This is a genomic window from Candidatus Rokuibacteriota bacterium, assembly GCA_016209385.1.
Classification (GTDB): domain Bacteria; phylum Methylomirabilota; class Methylomirabilia; order Rokubacteriales; family CSP1-6; genus JACQWB01.
The window spans coordinates 1-15,547 of the sequence record JACQWB010000018.1 but is presented as its reverse complement, the minus strand read 5'-3'; the positions used below and the strand labels follow the sequence as shown (position 1 = coordinate 15,547).

Sequence of the window (15,547 nt, the reverse complement as noted above, 5' to 3'; positions counted from 1 at the left end):
GGCCCCCTCCGAGGCCTCCCCCATGAATCGGTTGCGCGGGCGAAGCCCGCGCTCGAAGGGCATTACTCCGACACGCTTGTAGTCTTGAGGCTTTGGGTTGACCGGCGAGGGAGGGGCGATGAGGGAGCTGACGGCGCGGCAGCGTGAGATCCTGGCCTTCATCCGGACCTTCACGCAGCGGCACAGTGTGCCGCCGACGGTGCGAGAGATCGGCGAGCGCTTCCGCATCACGCCGCGGGCCGCCTTCGATCACCTCCGGGCCTTGGAGCGAAAGGGAGCGCTCCAGCGGCGAGTCGCGGCCCGGCGGACTTCACGGGCGCTCACCCTTCCCGACCGCGCGTCCGCGGTGCGCGAGGTCCCCATTCTGGGTCGGATCGCGGCGGGCGTGCCGCTCCTGGCCGAGGAGAATCGCGAGGGGACGCTCCCCCTCCTGGCCGACTGGCTCGCGGGGAAGGGCAGGGAGCTCTTTGCCCTCCGCGTTCGCGGAGAGAGCATGGTGAACGCCCACATTCTCGACGGCGACTTGGTCCTGGTGCGACGCCAGGAGACCGCCGAGCCCGGGGAGATCGTGGTGGCCCTCCTGGACAACGAGGCGACGGTCAAGCGGTTCGGCCGGGAAGGGGACGCGATCGTGCTCAAGCCCGAGCACCCCACCATGGCGCCGATCCTCATCAAGCCGGGCCAGCGGGATGTGAAGATCCTGGGGAAGGTGATCGGCCTGCTCCGAGGATTTTAGGAAAGGATAGCCATCATGAGGTCGATCGCGATAAAGCACTCCGATGTTCGGCGTTGCAGGAAATTTGGGACCGGCGTCTTCCAAAGGCTCGGGAGCTGTCGCGTTGCGGGCGCGCGCGTTGCGCAGCGGCCTTCGCGCGCTTTTTTCTTGGCTCGGACCACTCATCACATGAGGAGTCCCGCGCTGGCGCACGACCTCTTCGCCCTCGGCGCGATGCTGCTCGGCATCGCCACCTGGGGCACGCTCCTCGTGCTGCTCGCGGGATGAAAACACTGTCGGCCCTTCTGAGCTGAATCGCTTGAGCCCGGACGCTTGAGCCCACACTTGAGCCCGGACGGTTGACAGGCTCGTGCGGCAACGATAGCCTACCCGCATTCTCCATGCCGAAAACGGACGCAATATTACCTTCAGAGTCGCTACCCTCCTGAGATACAGAGCCTGGCGAAGAAAGTCAGCCGGTCAATGGCGGCGGCTCACCTGGAGCATACGGAGGCCCTGTGGAAAAGACTAAAGCGGCCCCTCGCGCAGAAGAGCTAGTCAGACGGACGATCGAGCACCTTTGCCTGAAAGTTCGCGTAGATCAGGCGATCCTGTTCGGCTCCTACGCCCGGGGGGAAGCTCACCAGTGGAGCGATGTGGACCTGGCCGTCATCTCCCCAGACTTTGTCCGGATGAGGCATGCGAAGCTGGTGGACCTGCTGGTTGAGGTATCGCTCGCGGTCGACCCGTCGGTCGAGGTTCGTCCCTACACACCCCGGGATCTTAAGGAAGCACGGCCCACGAACTTCCGCGGCCACATCCTCGCCGAGGGCAAGGTGGTCTACAGAGGCGGCAAGTTCTTGCTGTAAGGGATGTCGGTGGAGACTAGCCGCGGGATCGGGTTCGCTCGAAGATCTTCGCCTCGATGAAGAGGTCGAGGAGAACCGGGTCGATGAGCCCCGCCTTCCGCTCGTAGTTGAGGATGTCGAGCGCCCGCTCAACGGGGACGGCCTTCTTGTAGGGCCGGTCGGCAGCGGTCAGCGCATCGTAGATGTCCGAGATCGTCATCATCTTGGACGGCAGCGGGATCGCGTCGGCCTTGATGCCGTAGGGATACCCGGAGCCGTTCAGCTTTTCGTGGTGGGAGCGGGCGATCTCGGGGACGCGCTTGAACTCCTTGGTCCAGGGGATCTGGGCCAGGAACTGGAAGGTGTGGACGACGTGGGACTCGATCTGCCTGCGCTCCTCCTCGGTCAGGCTGCCCTTGGGGATGGACAGGATCCGGACCTCCTGGGGGGTGACCACGCTCAGCGCGCGTCCCACGTGGTCCTCGAAGCCCTTGAGCGCGAGCTGCTGGACCGCCGAGGCGAAGTCTTCCGGCATCACGCTCGGCTCGTTCGCGGTCAGGACGGTCCGGAGGTAGCCGTCCAGCTCTTCCAGGAACCCGGCCAGCTCGGCGTCGTAGGCGCGGAACTGGTCGAGGAACTGCTCCCGTCCCTTGTCCAGGAGGTACTCGATCTTCTTCTGGCCGTACCTGAGCTCGATCCCCCGCCTGATGATCTCGACGCGCTGCTTGATCACCTCGAGATGGCCCGGCAGGAGCTTCTTGGCCTTGACGAGGACCTCCTCCCTGACTCCCACCTTGCCGAAGTCGTGGAGGAGCGAGGCGTAGCGGATCTCCTTCATCTCGTCGGGCGTGAACCGCACGCTCGCGTAGGGCCCGGTCTCGACCCGGTCCAGCACTTCGCCGAACCCCACGGTCAGGTCCGCCACGCGGAAGGAGTGCCCCGACGTGGTGGGATCGCGCGACTCGATGGCGACGACGGAGGCTTTGACGAAGCCTTCGAAGAGCGCCTGGATGTTCTGGTAGAGCCGGCTGTTCTCGAGGGCCACGGCCGCCTGGGACGCGAGCGAGGAGGCCAGGTCCTGGGAGCCCGGCGAGAAGGGGAGCGCGGCATGCTCGATCGCCGCCGGCGACGCAAACCGCACGGCGCGCTCGGCCTTGCAGTTGATGAGCTGCAGCACGCCGATGATCTCGTCCTTCTGGGTCTTCATTGGCACGACGAGCATGGACTTGGTGCGGTAGCCGGCCTGCTGGTCGAAGGCGCGGTTGATCTGGAAGGGTGAGCCCGGCGGCGGGAAGTAGGCGTCCTCCAGATTCAGGATCTGGCCCGTGAGCGCCACGTGCCCCGCCACGCTCTGGGAGCTGATCGGCATCGTGAACTCTCTGAACGGGACCTGGATGCTGTCGTTCTGAGCGAGCTTGAAGCGCAGACGCCGGTTTCCGGCCTCGTCCTCCTCGACCAGGTAGAGCGACCCGGCATCGCTCCGGGTGATCTCGCGGGCCTTGGTCAGGATCAGCTCCAGGAGGGCGTCGGTGTCGCGCTCGGCCGAGAGCCTGATGCCGATGTCATTCAGCTCCTGGAGCTCCGTGGTGAGCCGGGCGAGATCGGTCCGGGTCTGCTCCTGCTCCTGCCGCAGCCGGATGTGGGCGAAGGCGTTGGCCACGGTCTTGGCCAGGCTGAGCGTGGACGCCCTCCTGGTGACATAGGCGTAAATCTGGTCCGAGGGGATCGCCGGCAGGTTGTCGGGGTCGCCGACGACGATGAGCTCCAGGGTGGGGTTCGCTGCGCGGAGCGCGAGGGCGCGCGCGACGTGATTCGCGTTGGCATCCACCAGGAGCACGGCGGAAGGGCCGATGTCCGCCCGGTCGGGGGGCGTCGCACTCAGCGGAACCCGCTCATACATCTCCGGCAGCCGATCCGCGAGCCGGGCCGCGGCTGAGCCCCGGAAATAGAGAAGCCGGTCCGCCATGAACCCACCGTAGGGCGTTCAGGGACGCCGTGTCAAGAAAGGAGTACTTCAGCTCCCCAGAAGCTCGGCGAGGGCTCGAGCCAGGCGTTGGTAGTCGGCGGCGCTGTTGTAGAGCTGCGCCGAGATTCGGATCAGTCGCCTGGGCGGGCGGGGCCAGGCCATGATCGGCACCTCGATGCTGAAGCGTTCGAGCAGCGCAGCCTGGAGCGGGTCGCGGCCGGCGCGCGGCACAGGCGGCACCGACGAGCCGTCGGGGAGCGGGAGCGCGGCGAGCGAGCCGATCATCGCGTCGGGGCACGGGAGGGGCGCCCCGAGGGTCTCGCAGAGGGTCGCCCTGGCGTCGAGAGCGACGGTCCGGTTTCGCGCCATGAGGGCGGGCCAGCCGCCGGGCAGGAGCGAGCCCATGAACCGGACGGCCTCCGGCACGCAGAGGTATGGCGTCGGGTCGTCGGTGCCGGTCCAGTCGAACTCGAGGTGGAAGCGCGGGCGATCGGTGCGCGGCGAGTTGGCGCCGTGGCTGATCGCGAGCGGGCGGATCGCCGGTTGCGCGTCGCGCCGCACGTAGAGGAAGGCTGCGCCCTTGGGCGCGCAGAGCCACTTGTGGCAGGTACCCGTGTAGTACGCCGCGCCGATGGCGCGGACGTCGAGGGGCAGCATTCCCGGCGCGTGGGCCCCGTCCACGAGCGTGTCCACGCCGCGCCCGGCCAGCTCGGCCACCAGGCGCGCGATCGGAAAGATGAGCCCGGTCGGGCTGGTTACGTGGTCCAGCACCGCCAGCCGCGTCCGCGGCGTGACGTGCTGGAGCACCGCCTCGACGACCCGGTCCGGCCCGTCGATCGGGAACGGGACCGGCGCGACGACGACGCGCGCGCCGGCCCGACCGGCGGCGAACTCGATCGCGTTCCGGCACGCGTTGTAGGCGTGGTCCGTCGTCAGCAGCTCGTCGCCGGGCTCGAAGCGGAGCGAGCGCAGCACCGCGTTGGTGCCGGCGGTCGCGTTCGGGACGAAGGCGAGGTCCCGGGCGTCCGCGCCCACCAAGGCGGCCAGCTCGGCCCGCGCGGCGTCGAGCAGGCGCTCCAGCTCGCGGCCGAGGAAGCCCACGGGCTGGCGCTCGAGCCGCTCGCGCAGGCGCTGCTGGGCGTCGAGCACCGCGAGCGGACACGCGCCGTACGAGCCGTGGTTGAGGAACGCCACGTCCCGATCGAGCGCCCAGAGCCGGGCCCAGTCCACATCCGTTCTCCTGATCGGGCCTCGCCTCGTGGCGGGCCCGCCTACGGCATGGCCGACGCCCCTCGGCTCGAACTGCCATGCGCAGGCTTCGTATTGTACTGCAAAACCCGTGCGTCCCCGTGCCAGCGGCGCCCCGCCGGCGCGCGTCGCCCCATGGCCACCGTCCCCCGCGGGGGCGTACGGGCGAAACTTTTGGAGCGTCTGAAAACGTTGAGGTGCGTCTGTGATTGTCCGATCCGTTACGTTAGGCTGCCGACTCGCGAGAGGTGACGAACCCGGGGAAGGGAGCGGGCGCGTTCGAAGAGATGCCGGTCAGCGGTGACGTATGGGCAGTCTAGTTCAACCGCCAGCGCGAGGAAGGAGGCATCGTAGAAAGTGAGGGCGAGCTCACGTCCCAGACGAGCAGCGCGCTTCAGAAGAGGCGTGGCGGGCGGGGCCACCTTAAAGGGCAGAGTTTGCAGGTGCTCGATGACATCATCCAGCGCGGCGCGGCCCAACCGGGTCTTAAGAAGAAAGACATTGCCGACCTCGTACAAGAGCAGCGCCGGGACATGGACCTCGAGAGAACGGGTCTCTGCCTCCTTCAGAAGGCTGCGTGCCTCTTTGAGGAGGCCTTCGTCGCGGGTTTTGAACCACTTGATGAAGACAGAAGTGTCAACGACGATTTTCGGGGCCATACCGACTGTCGCGGTAGTAGCGAATGATGTCGGTTGAGTCCCACTGGCCGACCCAGTGCTGCTCGAGTTCCCGCAGGGGAGCTAGCGCCTTCCTCCAGGATTGCCGGCGGGCGTTCTTGCCGTCGAGCATGGTCCTCAAGGCCTCACGGATCAGCTCACTCCGTGACCGGCCCTGGACCCTTGCGGTTCGGTCTACCTTCTTCAGGAACTCGTCGGGAAGCGACACCATGACTTTGGCCAATTTCCATCCTCCTCGAGACTCAGTCTACGCTGGGCTGTTTACATCTGGCAATACTTTTTATTGCCCCGTCGCAAACGCGGCCGCGAGCGTGTTGGTGGCGGCCGGGGGTCTCGCTTTCCATGGATCTGATCGAGGCTTGCTGCGAGCAAGGTCAGCGTTATTCGCGCGGCGCAAATAGTCGCGTCACGTTCCCGGAAGAAGTAAGCCATCGCCAGACGTTGACACGCTGTTCGATCGATCGCGCGATAGAATAGGGCCGTGACGCTGGGAGAGTTCTGCGCGCTCTGTCGCGAGCTCGAAGCCACGCGGAGCCGGCTGGCCAAGACCGCGCTGGCGGCCGAGTTCCTTCGCCGCCTGACCCCGGACGAGATCGCCCCGGCGGTGGCCTTTCTCGCGGGTCGCCCGTTTCCCACGTCGGACCCGCGAGTCCTCGAGGCGAGCTGGGCCACGCTCTCCGAGCTGCTCGCCTCCCTCGGGCCCGCCCCCGCGGCGTCCAGCCTCACGCTCCTCGATGTCGCACGCGGCTTCGCCGACGTGGCCGACGCCTCGGGCCCCGGCTCGCGGCGCAGGAAGGCCGGGCGCCTGGGCGAGCTGTTCAACCGCGCGAGCGCCGAGGAGCGCGAGGTCCTCCCGAAGATTCTGCTGGGCGAGATGAGGATCGGGCTCCACGATGGCCTGATCCAGGAGGCGCTGGCCCGGGCGGCGGGGGCCGACCCCGAGCTGGTCCGCCGCGCGGCGCTCTTCCTCTCCGACCTCTCCGAGGTGGGCCGGATCGCGTTGAGCGAGGGGCCGCAGGGGCTCGAGGGCGTGGGCGTTCGCCTCTTCGTGCCGCTCCTGCCGATGCTGGCCGAGCTCTCCCAGGATTTCGCCGAGGTCTTCGAAGCCCACGGGGGGCGGACCGCCCTCGAGTTCAAGTACGACGGCGCCCGCATCCAGCTCCACAAGCTGGGCGAGCGGGTCCGGATCTGGAGCCGCCGACTCACGGAGGTCACCGCGAGCCTTCCGGAGGTCGTCGCGATCGCGCGCCGGGAGCTGCGCTCGGACTCCCTCGTCCTCGACGGCGAGGTGGTCGCGGTGGGACGGGACGGCCGTCCGCTGCCCTTTCAGGAGCTGATGCGCCGGTTCCGCCGCATCCACGACCTCGAGGCCGCGGCGCGCGAGGTTCCGGTGGCCCTCTACTTCTTCGACTGCCTGCTGGCCGATGGCCGGTCGCTCGTGGACGAGCCCTACGAGGCGCGCTGGACTCAGCTCGAGCGGGTCACCGGTGGCGCCTATCTGGCGCGCCGGACGACCCCGGCCGACGCGTCCGCCGCCGGCGCCTTCCTCGCGCAGGCGCTGGCAGCCGGCCACGAGGGGGTGATGGCGAAGGCCCTGGCGAGCCCGTACGCGCCGGGGAGCCGGGGCAAGCGCTGGTTCAAGATCAAGCCGGCCGAGACTCTCGACTGTGTCATCGTGGCCGCCGATCGGGGCTCGGGGCGCCGGCGCGGCTGGCTGTCGAACTACCACCTCGCGGTCGCCGACGGGACTGGCGGCTTCGCGCCTGTCGGGAAGACCTTCAAGGGGCTCACGGATGCGGAGTTCGCGGCCATGACGGCGCGGCTGCGGGGCCTCGAAGTGGCCGACGACGGCTACACGGTGACGGTGCGCCCCGAGGTCGTCGTCGAGGTCGCGTACAACGAGATCCAGCGGAGCCCGCAGTACCCGTCGGGGTTCGCCCTCCGCTTCGCGCGCATCGCGCGGATCCGCGAGGACAAGGGTCCCGAGCAGGCCACGACGCTGGCCGAGCTGCGCGGCCTCTACGAGCGCCAGTTCGCGGCGAAAAGCAGTTCGAGCCGAGGGGCTTCGGACGAGCCGCAGGCGTGGCAGTTCGAGCCAAGGCGCTTCGGACGAGCCGGAGGCGAGGACAGCGACGAGGCGAGACCCGAGTAAATCGCCACGAGGCGAGGCCCGAGTTGATCCTTCGATCCGCTCACTTGACCGCCCGGCACGGGTTCCGTACAATCGCGCCCGTGACTTCGCGGGTCTCGACGGGAATCGAGCGTCTGGACGCGATGCTCGGCGGCGGGTTGCTGCCCGGCACGCTCGCCGTCGTCTACGGCGCGACCGGGATCGGGAAGACGCACCTGGGCCTCACCTTCGCCCGCCACGGCGTCGCCGCCGACCGCGCCCCCGGGCTGGTCTTCGACATGAACGCCCGCGGAGATTCCCAGCAGCACCACACGTACGCGGAGCGGCTCTTCGGCTGGAAGCTCGGGCGATGGACGCACACCGTGATGCCGATGACCGACCCGTACCCGCCGGACGACGCGCTCGCCGACTGCTACCTGGACGCGTTCCCGTGGGTCGGGAAGCTCCACGACTACCAGGTCGCGACCAGCGACGGCCTCGAGTTCGACTGGAGCTGGAAGGCCACCTATAGCCGTGCCCTCTACACGGTGCGCCCCTTCTTCTACTTCCACTTCTGCGCGGGGACGCGGCGGGTGATGGTGGACGGCGTGGAGCCGATGGACGTTCCCGCCGAGTCCATCCAGTTCTTCCTCTTCGACGACCTGTACCGCAAGGTGGTCCACCGCGACTCGGAGACCCTGGGCATGGAGATCTGCATGCCGGTGTGGAAGCACCGGAGCTTCATCGATACCCATCGCTACGACCACGGGGCGCTCACCACCCTCCTCGTGGTGACCACCGAGGAGACCCGCCTGGACGACCTGATCGCGCGCAGGGTCGAGGCGGGCGACCTGGGTGCGGTGGCGAACACGATCCTCGTGATGGGGAGCGAGCGGGTCGGGAACCGCCTCGGGCGCTTCTGCTGCGTGGTCAAGCACCGCGCCAGCGCCATGTCGGACGAGATCGTCGAGTACCGGATCACCGAGCGGGGGATCGAGTTTCAGTGAGAATCCACCCGTTCAGGGGCTACCGGTATGACCCCGCGAAGGTGTCGGATCTTTCTGCCGTCGTGGCCCCGCCCTACGACCAGATCGATCCCGACATCCAGGCCACCCTCTATGCCAGGCATCCCTGGAACGTGGTGCGGATCACCTTCGGGCGCGACGAGCCGGAGGACGACGGCGAGCGGAACAAGTACCGGCGGGCGCGGGGGTATCTGGACCGGTGGATCGCCGAGCAGGTCTTTATCCGCGACCCCGAGCCCGCGCTCTACCCGTACCTCACGACGTATCGGGTCGGGGGCGAAAGCGTGACTCGCAGGGGCTTCATCGCCCTGGGCGAATTGGTCGAGTACTCGGAACGCGTCGTCCTGCCCCACGAGCTCACCCACGCCGGCCCCAAGGCCGACCGGCTTCGCCACCTGGAGGCCACCGGGGCCGACACCGGGTTGATCTTCATGCTGACGAGCGACCCGGCCGGCGAGCTCGAGCGCGCCACCGCGGCGCCGGAGACAGCGCCGCTCGCCGAGGCGTATGACCTCAAGGGAGAGTTGCACCGACTCTGGCGGGTCACCGACCGCGCCGCGATCGCGCGGGTCCAGGCCCTCATGGCTGACCGTCGTCTGATCATCGCCGACGGCCATCACCGCTACGAGACGGCGCTCGAGTACCGTCGCCGGCATCCCGGCGCCGACCAGAAGCTGATCGCGATTTTCCCTCTCGAGGCTCCCGGGCTCACGATCTACGCCAGCCATCGGCTGGTCCACAACGTGGAGGGCTTCAGCCTTGCAACGCTCCTCTCTCGGGCCGCAAGCTGGTTTGAGGTGGAGCAATGCCCCGTGCTCCCGGATTGCCCAACGGAAACCGCGGCCCTCACGTCCGCGCTCGACGCCCGGGCTCGGGCAGGATCCCACGCGATTGCGGTGGTGGCGGGAGCCGAGGGCCCGGGGTATCTGCTGACCCTCCGCCCTGACGCTGTTGACGCCATCCCGTGGCCCCAGGGGACCTCTCCCGCCTGGCGACGGCTGGCGGTGTCGGTGCTCCACGAAGGTCTGCTGAAGCCGTTTGTCGGCATCACCGAGGAGACCCTCATTCGAAAGACGCGCGTGGAGTACACCGCGGACGCCGCCGAGGCGGTGGCGCTGGTCAGGAAGGGAAGCTATCAGGCCGGGTTCTTGCTCCCGCCGACGCGTCAGGAGGAGCTTCAGGCGGTGGTGGGGGCGGGGGAGCTGCTCCCGCAGAAGTCCACCCACTTCTACCCGAAGCTCCTTGACGGCCTGCTCTTCGTTCGGCTCGGGGAGGAGGCCGGCGCCTCCACGTGATCAGCGTCGGCCTCCCGGCCCCTGACTTCGCGCTGCCCGGCGTCCATGCCGGGCGCCGCGGCGAGTTCCGCCTGAAGGACTTGAAGGACCGGTGGGTGGTGCTCTTCTTCTACCCGGCCGACTTTTCGTTCGTCTGCCCCACCGAGGTCAGGGGCTTCCACGCCCGCCACACCGCCTTCCAGCAGGAGGGAGCCGACATCCTCGGCGTGAGCGTGGACCCGCCGAGCCTCCATCTGGAGTGGGTGAAGGAACTGGGCGGAATCGCCTACCCGCTCCTCTCGGACGAGGGCCGGGAGGTCTCGCGGCTCTACCATGTCCTCGATCCCGAGACCAACCGCTGCGCCCGGGGGACCTACATCGTGGCTCCCGACGGGCGCGTGGCGTACGCCGTCCAGAGCGCGTACAACGTTGGGCGGAGCGTGGACGAGACTCTGCGGGTCCTGCAAGCCCTCCGGACCGGACGCCAGTGCCCCGCCGACTGGCATCCCGGGGATCCGGGGGAGCGGTGAGCGGTGGCCGAGGGGGAGCGCGCGCGCCAGCAGATCCGCTGGCTCAGCCAGATCCGTGAAGTCGTCTTCGGCATGCAGGACGGGCTGATCTCCTCGATGGGATTCGTCGCGGGGGTTCACAGCGCTACCGCCGACAACCGCCTCGTCCTGCTGGCCGGCATCGTCCAGATGATCGCGGGCGCCTTCTCCATGGCGGCCGGCGCATACCTCTCCACCAAGGCCGAGCAGGAGGTCGTGGAAGGGCAGGTCCGGGCCCACTACGCGCGCTACGCCGACGAACCCTACCTGGCGCAGGAGGCGTTGGTCACCACCCTCGAAGCCGAAGGCCTCCCGCGGGCCAACGCTTACCGGGTGGTCAAGCTGATCTCGGCCGAGCGCGAGACCTTCCTCAAGACCTTCGCCGAGAAGGTGCTCGGCGTGGGCGCCGCCCAGGAGCGGGTCCCGCTTTCCGCGGCCCTCCTCATGGGCGTCTCCTTCTGCCTCGGGGCGATCATCGTGCTGGCGCCCTACTTCGTCGTCGTCGGGTACCGGGCCCTTTGGACGGCGATCGGGCTCACCGCCATCGCCCTGTTCGGGATCGGCGTGGCGAAGGCCGTGCTGGCGGGCACGCGGCTCCTGGTCTCGGGACTCGAGTTCCTCCTCGTCGCGGCCGCTTCGGCGGCCGTCGGCTACCTCCTGGGGTCGCTCCTGCCACCGGGACTCGCCCCGTAACGCGCTCCGGACCCTGCAAGTTGCAGCGCTCCGTCCTGTCAGCGGATGAACTCCTCAGACTTCGGGACCGGCGCTTCCGCCGTGTCCCCGCGCTCCGCGTGCGGAGCGAGCGAGGCGCCCTGGCGTTCGTCAACGCCGTGGGGTTCTGCTCGACGTTCTACCGCTTCCCCGAAGGCGTGCCGTGTCTCTGGGAGGCAGTCGTGGGGCGGCGCGATCCCCGCTGGCCCCGCCGCTCGCACCACGATGAGGGGATCGGGCTCACCTGGGACCTGAAGGACCGGCTCCCGGCCCAAAAGGAGGTCTACTACGGCAAGGTGCTGAAAGGGCGACCGCTCCTGGTGGCGCTCGATCTCTTCCCGGCCTTCTACGCCATGATCCGCGGCCGGCAGCGGGCCCGCGACTACCGGCAGGAATACGAGGCCGGTCGCCTCTCGCTCACGGCCAGGCGAATCATGGACGCGATGATGCGGGAGCACCCGCAGTACACGCGCGGGCTCCGGGCCAGCAGCTTCATGCTCGAGCCCGGGAAGACCCGCGAGTTCGAGCGGGCCATGGCGGAGCTCCAGCAGGGGCTCTGGCTCGTCAAGACGGAGGAGCGCTACGACCCCTCCTTCTCCTACCGCTGGGATCTCCTGGAGGCGTGGCTCCCGCGGGAGGCGGCGGAGGGGCGGCAGCTGCCGCGTGTCGCCGCGGTGGAGCGCCTCGTGGAGCGCTACGTGGCCGCGGCCGTGTACACCCGCCAGGAGCTGCTGCGGCGCCTCTTCGGGCTGTCCCATGGAGAGATCGCCGGCGCCGTTCGTCGGCTGGCGCGCGCGGGGGCGCTCCTCCCCGACTGCCGCGTGGACGGCTGGTCGGGGCGCTGGCTGGTTCACGCCGGAGCCAGAGAAGGCGGGACGCGGTGATCTTCAACACGAACGCCCGGATCTTCCTGGGTCTCGACCGCGAGCCGCGTCCGGCGTAGGGTAGATCGGAGGGGAAGCGCGTCGTGGCCGGTAACAAGGGGTTCAGGAATCTCCCCAAGCTCGAGCGGCTGAAGCGGGGGCGGCCAGTCCCTGCCGCGCTCCCCCGGCCCTCGCCGAAGCCCTCGCTCCGCCGGCGGGCACCGCGCTCGGCCTCCGTCTCGTTCGCGGCTTTTCCGCCGCTCCACCAGCAGGTTATTCGGACGCTGGTCGAGCTGCTCGACCCCGGGGAGGAGGCCTTCCTCGTGGGAGGCGCGATCCGTGACCTGCTCCTGGCCCGCTCGCCCATCGACGATCTGGACTTTGCCGTTCCGGCTCGAGCCCTGGCGACCGCCCAGGCGCTGGCTGAGCGAATCGGAGGCCGGTACGTCTGCCTGGACGCGGCTCGCGGGGCGGGCCGAGTCGTGCTGGTGTCCGCCGAAGCGCGCACCCACATCGATCTGGCCGATTTTCGCCGCCCTTCGCTGGAGGGCGACCTCCGGGCGCGCGACCTCACGATCGATGCCGTCGCCGTGTCGGCGCGCCGCCTTGCCGAGGCGGGCGAGGCAGCGGTTTTCGATCCGACCGGCGGCCTCGACGATCTGGCCAGCCGCCGACTCCGATTACCAGATCCCGGCGCCTTCGCCGACGATCCGGTACGGGCGCTGAGGGCTGTTCGACTGGCAGCCCTGCTCCACTTTGAGCTGCACCCCGCGCTCGCCCGCGCCGCCAGGGGCGCGGCGGCCCGGCTCTCGACGGCCGCGCCCGAACGCGTCAGAGACGAGCTGGCTGGGATCCTCGGGCTGCCGCGGGCCGGTGCCGCGCTACGCGCGCTGGACCGCCTCGGGCTCATGGCAGCGGTCCTTCCCGAGAGCGCCGCGATGAAAGCCACGGCGCAGCCCGCTCCCCACCGCTTCTCCGTCTGGGAGCACTCGGTCCGGGCCGTGGAGGCCGTGGACCGGCTCCTCGCCGGGCTCGCGGAGCTGGAGCCGTACCGGGCGGAGCTGGCGTCGCATCTGGCGGAGCCGCTGGGCGACGGCGTGACGCGACAGGCGGCGCTCAAGCTCGCAGCGCTCCTCCACGACGTCGCAAAGCCCGCCTGCCGCCAGGTGGAAGTTCTAGCCGAGGGGCTCCGGACGAGCCGCAGGCGTGGCAGTTCGAGCCGAGACGCTTCGGCGCAGGCAGCTTCATCGCCTGCGCCAGCGACGAGGCAAGGCCCGAGTAAATACGACCGCGGCGAGGCCCGAGTGGAAGTTCGAGCCGAGGGGCGAATCCGCTTCATCGGTCACGAGAGCCTCGGAGCCGAGATGGCCCGAGCCATCGCGCACCGGTTGAGACTCTCGAGCGCGGCGAGCGCGCTGCTCGAGAAGCTGGTGCGCCAGCACCTGAGGCTGATGCACCTCTCCCAGGTTCCCGAGATCACGCGCCGAGCCCGGTACCGGTTCTTCAGGGACCTGGGTCCGGACGCGCGCGATCTCCTTCTGCTGACGCTGGCCGACGCCGCCGCGGTGAGGGGCGTGTCGCCGCTCGCCGTCTGGCGGGGGCGCGCGGGCCAGCTCGTCGCGGACTTCATGCGGGGCTGGCAGGAGGACCAGCGGCAGGCGGCGCGTCCGCCGCTCCTCAGGGGTGAGGATGTCATGGCCGCTTTCGGGCTCCCGCCCGGGCCGGCGGTGGGCCGCCTCCTGGCCCTCGCGCGCGAGGCTCAGGACCTGGGCCAGGTCAAGAGCCGCGAGGAGGCTCTTGCCTATCTCGCCCGGCAGGCGCGGGGACCCTTGACAGCAGAGCAGGCGGACTTCTAAGGTAGGGGCACCGGTCGGCGGACTATTCCTCTCCCGAGGAGGATTCCATGCGCTTGAGACAGCTTGTGGGCCCGATTCTTCTCGCGTGCCTGGTTCCGGTCTCCGTCTGGGCGGCGCCGCAGGGCAAGGTGGTCGTGGCCCAGGGCGTGGACCCGACGACCCTGGACCCGATGAACCACCAGGAGACCCCGGCCTCGAACCTGGCGGTGAACCTCTTCGACACCCTCCTGGAGCGCGACCAGGAGCTGAACATCGTGCCGCTCCTGGCGGAGTCGTACCGCATCGTCGCCCCCACGACCTGGGAGTTCAAGCTCCGCAAGGGGATCAAGTTCCACAACGGTGAACCGCTCGATGCCGAGGCGGTGAAGTTCAGTCTGGAGCGGCTGGTCGATCCCAAGCTGAAGCTCCGAGGGGCCACGCCCTTTGCCCCGCTGAAAAGCGTCGAGATCATGGACCCCCACACGGTCCGGATCCACACCAAAGCCCCCTGGCCCATCCTCGATACGATGATGACGACGTCGGGGACCTCGATCCTCCCGCCGAAATACTACGGCGAGAAGGACATGGCCCACGTGGCCCGCAATCCGGTCGGCGCGGGACCGTTCAAGTTCGTCCGCTGGGTCAAGGACGACCACATCGAGCTGGCGGCCAACGAGCAGTACTGGCGCGGCGCGGCGAAGATCAAGACGCTGGTCTTCCGCCCGATCCCGGACGACGCGGTGCGGGTGGCGGCGCTCCAGAACGGTGAGATCGACGTCGCGGTGAACATCCCCCCGCACCTGGCCAACATCATCGCCAACCACCCCAAGCTCTTCCTCTCAACGGCGCCGAGCGTCCGCACCATCCAGCTCATGTACTACACGCACCAGTTCGACAAGCAGCACAAGCTGGTCGGGCCCTATCCCGGGCCGATCGCCGACCGGCGCATCCGGCTTGCCATGAATCACGCGGTCGACGTGGACGAGATCATCAAGAACGTGCTCGACGGCAAAGGGGTCAGGGTCGCCACCATGCTGACCTCCAAGCACTTCGGCTTCGACCCGAACCTGAAGCCGATCAAGCAGGACCTGGCCAGGACGAAGCAGCTCCTGACCGAGGCCGGTTACGCGGGCGGCGTGGACATCGTCCTAAACGGGCCTCAGGGGCGGTACGTCCGCGACAAGGAGGTGGCCGAGGCCGTGGCGGGTCAGCTGACCAAGGCCGGCATCCGCGCCCAGCTCAGGACCCACGAGTGGGGGAACTACCTGAACAACATGGTATACATCCACAACGCCGGGCCGGTCTGGCTCATCGGCTGGGGGACCACGACCTACGACGCCGAGACTGTCTACGTCCCGCTCTTCCGCTCCGGAAAGATCCTCTCGAACTACTACAACCCCGATTTCGACCGGATGGTGGACGAGGCCCAGACCATCATGGACGCGAAGAAGCGCCTGGAGCTCTACCAGCGGATCAGCAAGCTCTGGATCGAGGACGCGGCGACGATGCCGCTCTACCAGCAGCTCGACCTCTACGGGGTCACCAAGCGCATGGTCTGGAAGGCCCGCGGCGATGAGCGCCTCAAGGGCTACGACATGGTGGTCAAGTAGCTGCGGCTTGACAGGGGGATCCGCGTCACTACAATAAGAGCCGAGCGGGCGTATTTCTGGGGCAGAATGCCAGCTTCCCAAGCTGGACGTCGGCGGTTCGAATCCGCTCGCCCGCTC

14 protein-coding genes and 1 tRNA gene are annotated in these 15,547 nt (G+C 68.7%); 11 read left to right on the top strand and 4 right to left on the bottom strand.

From position 1 onward, the window contains the following. Positions 1 to 118 precede the first annotated feature (118 nt). Together lexA and HY726_01240 are read left to right on the top strand one after the other, a co-directional pair. Positions 119 to 736, top strand: coding sequence for a repressor LexA (gene lexA / locus HY726_01245; GenBank protein ID MBI4607617.1), 618 nt, complete (start codon positions 119 to 121; stop codon positions 734 to 736). A gap of 497 nt (positions 737 to 1,233) precedes the next feature. Then, positions 1,234 to 1,584 (top strand): nucleotidyltransferase domain-containing protein, encoded by a 351-nt coding sequence (locus tag HY726_01240; GenBank protein MBI4607616.1) that lies wholly within the window; start codon positions 1,234 to 1,236, stop codon positions 1,582 to 1,584. A gap of 16 nt (positions 1,585 to 1,600) precedes the next feature. Here HY726_01240 and HY726_01235 read toward each other — a convergent pair whose 3' ends face one another. The 4 genes from HY726_01235 to HY726_01220 form a co-directional block, all read right to left on the bottom strand. Next, on the bottom strand, positions 1,601 to 3,529 hold the full coding sequence (locus HY726_01235) for a GAF domain-containing protein (GenBank protein ID MBI4607615.1): 1,929 nt from the start codon (positions 3,527 to 3,529) through the stop codon (positions 1,601 to 1,603). Between the two features lie 48 nt (positions 3,530 to 3,577). Further along, positions 3,578 to 4,759: an aminotransferase class V-fold PLP-dependent enzyme gene (locus HY726_01230; GenBank protein MBI4607614.1), complete on the bottom strand. Its 1,182-nt coding sequence runs from the start codon at positions 4,757 to 4,759 to the stop codon at positions 3,578 to 3,580. Between the two features lie 239 nt (positions 4,760 to 4,998). Beyond that, complete coding sequence (locus tag HY726_01225; protein ID MBI4607613.1) at positions 4,999 to 5,436, bottom strand: type II toxin-antitoxin system VapC family toxin; 438 nt, start codon at positions 5,434 to 5,436, stop codon at positions 4,999 to 5,001. Further along, positions 5,414 to 5,677 carry a ribbon-helix-helix protein, CopG family gene (locus HY726_01220; GenBank protein MBI4607612.1) on the bottom strand — a complete coding sequence of 88 codons (264 nt, stop codon included), beginning with the start codon at positions 5,675 to 5,677 and terminating at the stop codon, positions 5,414 to 5,416. Before HY726_01220 ends, HY726_01225 begins: the two co-directional genes overlap by 23 nt. 258 nt (positions 5,678 to 5,935) lie before the next feature. Here HY726_01220 and HY726_01215 point away from each other — a divergent pair, with 258 nt between their 5' ends. From HY726_01215 to HY726_01175, 9 genes are all read left to right on the top strand, one after another. Then, positions 5,936 to 7,606 carry an ATP-dependent DNA ligase gene (locus tag HY726_01215; GenBank protein MBI4607611.1) on the top strand — a complete coding sequence of 557 codons (1,671 nt, stop codon included), beginning with the start codon at positions 5,936 to 5,938 and terminating at the stop codon, positions 7,604 to 7,606. Positions 7,607 to 7,686: 80 nt separating this feature from the next. Beyond that, the gene (locus HY726_01210) at positions 7,687 to 8,571 is read left to right on the top strand and encodes a recombinase RecA (GenBank protein MBI4607610.1); all 885 of its coding nucleotides are present in this window, start codon (positions 7,687 to 7,689) and stop codon (positions 8,569 to 8,571) included. Next, positions 8,568 to 9,884, top strand: a complete 1,317-nt coding sequence (locus tag HY726_01205) for a DUF1015 domain-containing protein (protein MBI4607609.1) — start codon at positions 8,568 to 8,570, stop codon at positions 9,882 to 9,884. Before HY726_01210 ends, HY726_01205 begins: the two co-directional genes overlap by 4 nt. Beyond that, entirely contained in the window at positions 9,881 to 10,393 is a 513-nt protein-coding gene (locus HY726_01200) for a peroxiredoxin (GenBank protein ID MBI4607608.1), read from the top strand. The genes HY726_01205 and HY726_01200 overlap by 4 nt, the downstream gene beginning before the upstream one ends. A gap of 3 nt (positions 10,394 to 10,396) precedes the next feature. Further along, the gene (locus HY726_01195) at positions 10,397 to 11,104 is read left to right on the top strand and encodes a VIT1/CCC1 transporter family protein (GenBank protein MBI4607607.1); all 708 of its coding nucleotides are present in this window, start codon (positions 10,397 to 10,399) and stop codon (positions 11,102 to 11,104) included. A gap of 20 nt (positions 11,105 to 11,124) precedes the next feature. Then, on the top strand, positions 11,125 to 12,006 hold the full coding sequence (locus HY726_01190) for a hypothetical protein (protein MBI4607606.1): 882 nt from the start codon (positions 11,125 to 11,127) through the stop codon (positions 12,004 to 12,006). Positions 12,007 to 12,089: 83 nt separating this feature from the next. Then, complete coding sequence (locus HY726_01185; GenBank protein ID MBI4607605.1) at positions 12,090 to 13,841, top strand: hypothetical protein; 1,752 nt, start codon at positions 12,090 to 12,092, stop codon at positions 13,839 to 13,841. A 47-nt stretch (positions 13,842 to 13,888) separates the two neighbouring features. Beyond that, the gene (locus HY726_01180; protein MBI4607604.1) at positions 13,889 to 15,430 is read left to right on the top strand and encodes an ABC transporter substrate-binding protein; all 1,542 of its coding nucleotides are present in this window, start codon (positions 13,889 to 13,891) and stop codon (positions 15,428 to 15,430) included. A gap of 44 nt (positions 15,431 to 15,474) precedes the next feature. Further along, positions 15,475 to 15,546 (top strand) — tRNA-Gly (locus HY726_01175). Position 15,547 lies beyond the last annotated feature (1 nt).

Coding starts and splice junctions, on each gene's coding strand:
- lexA (MBI4607617.1), top strand. CDS start 119: ATGAGGGAGCTGACGGCGCGGCAGCGTGAGATCCTGGCCTTCATCCGG.
- HY726_01235 (MBI4607615.1), bottom strand. CDS start 3,529: ATGGCGGACCGGCTTCTCTATTTCCGGGGCTCAGCCGCGGCCCGGCTC.
- HY726_01225 (MBI4607613.1), bottom strand. CDS start 5,436: ATGGCCCCGAAAATCGTCGTTGACACTTCTGTCTTCATCAAGTGGTTC.
- HY726_01180 (MBI4607604.1), top strand. CDS start 13,889: ATGCGCTTGAGACAGCTTGTGGGCCCGATTCTTCTCGCGTGCCTGGTT.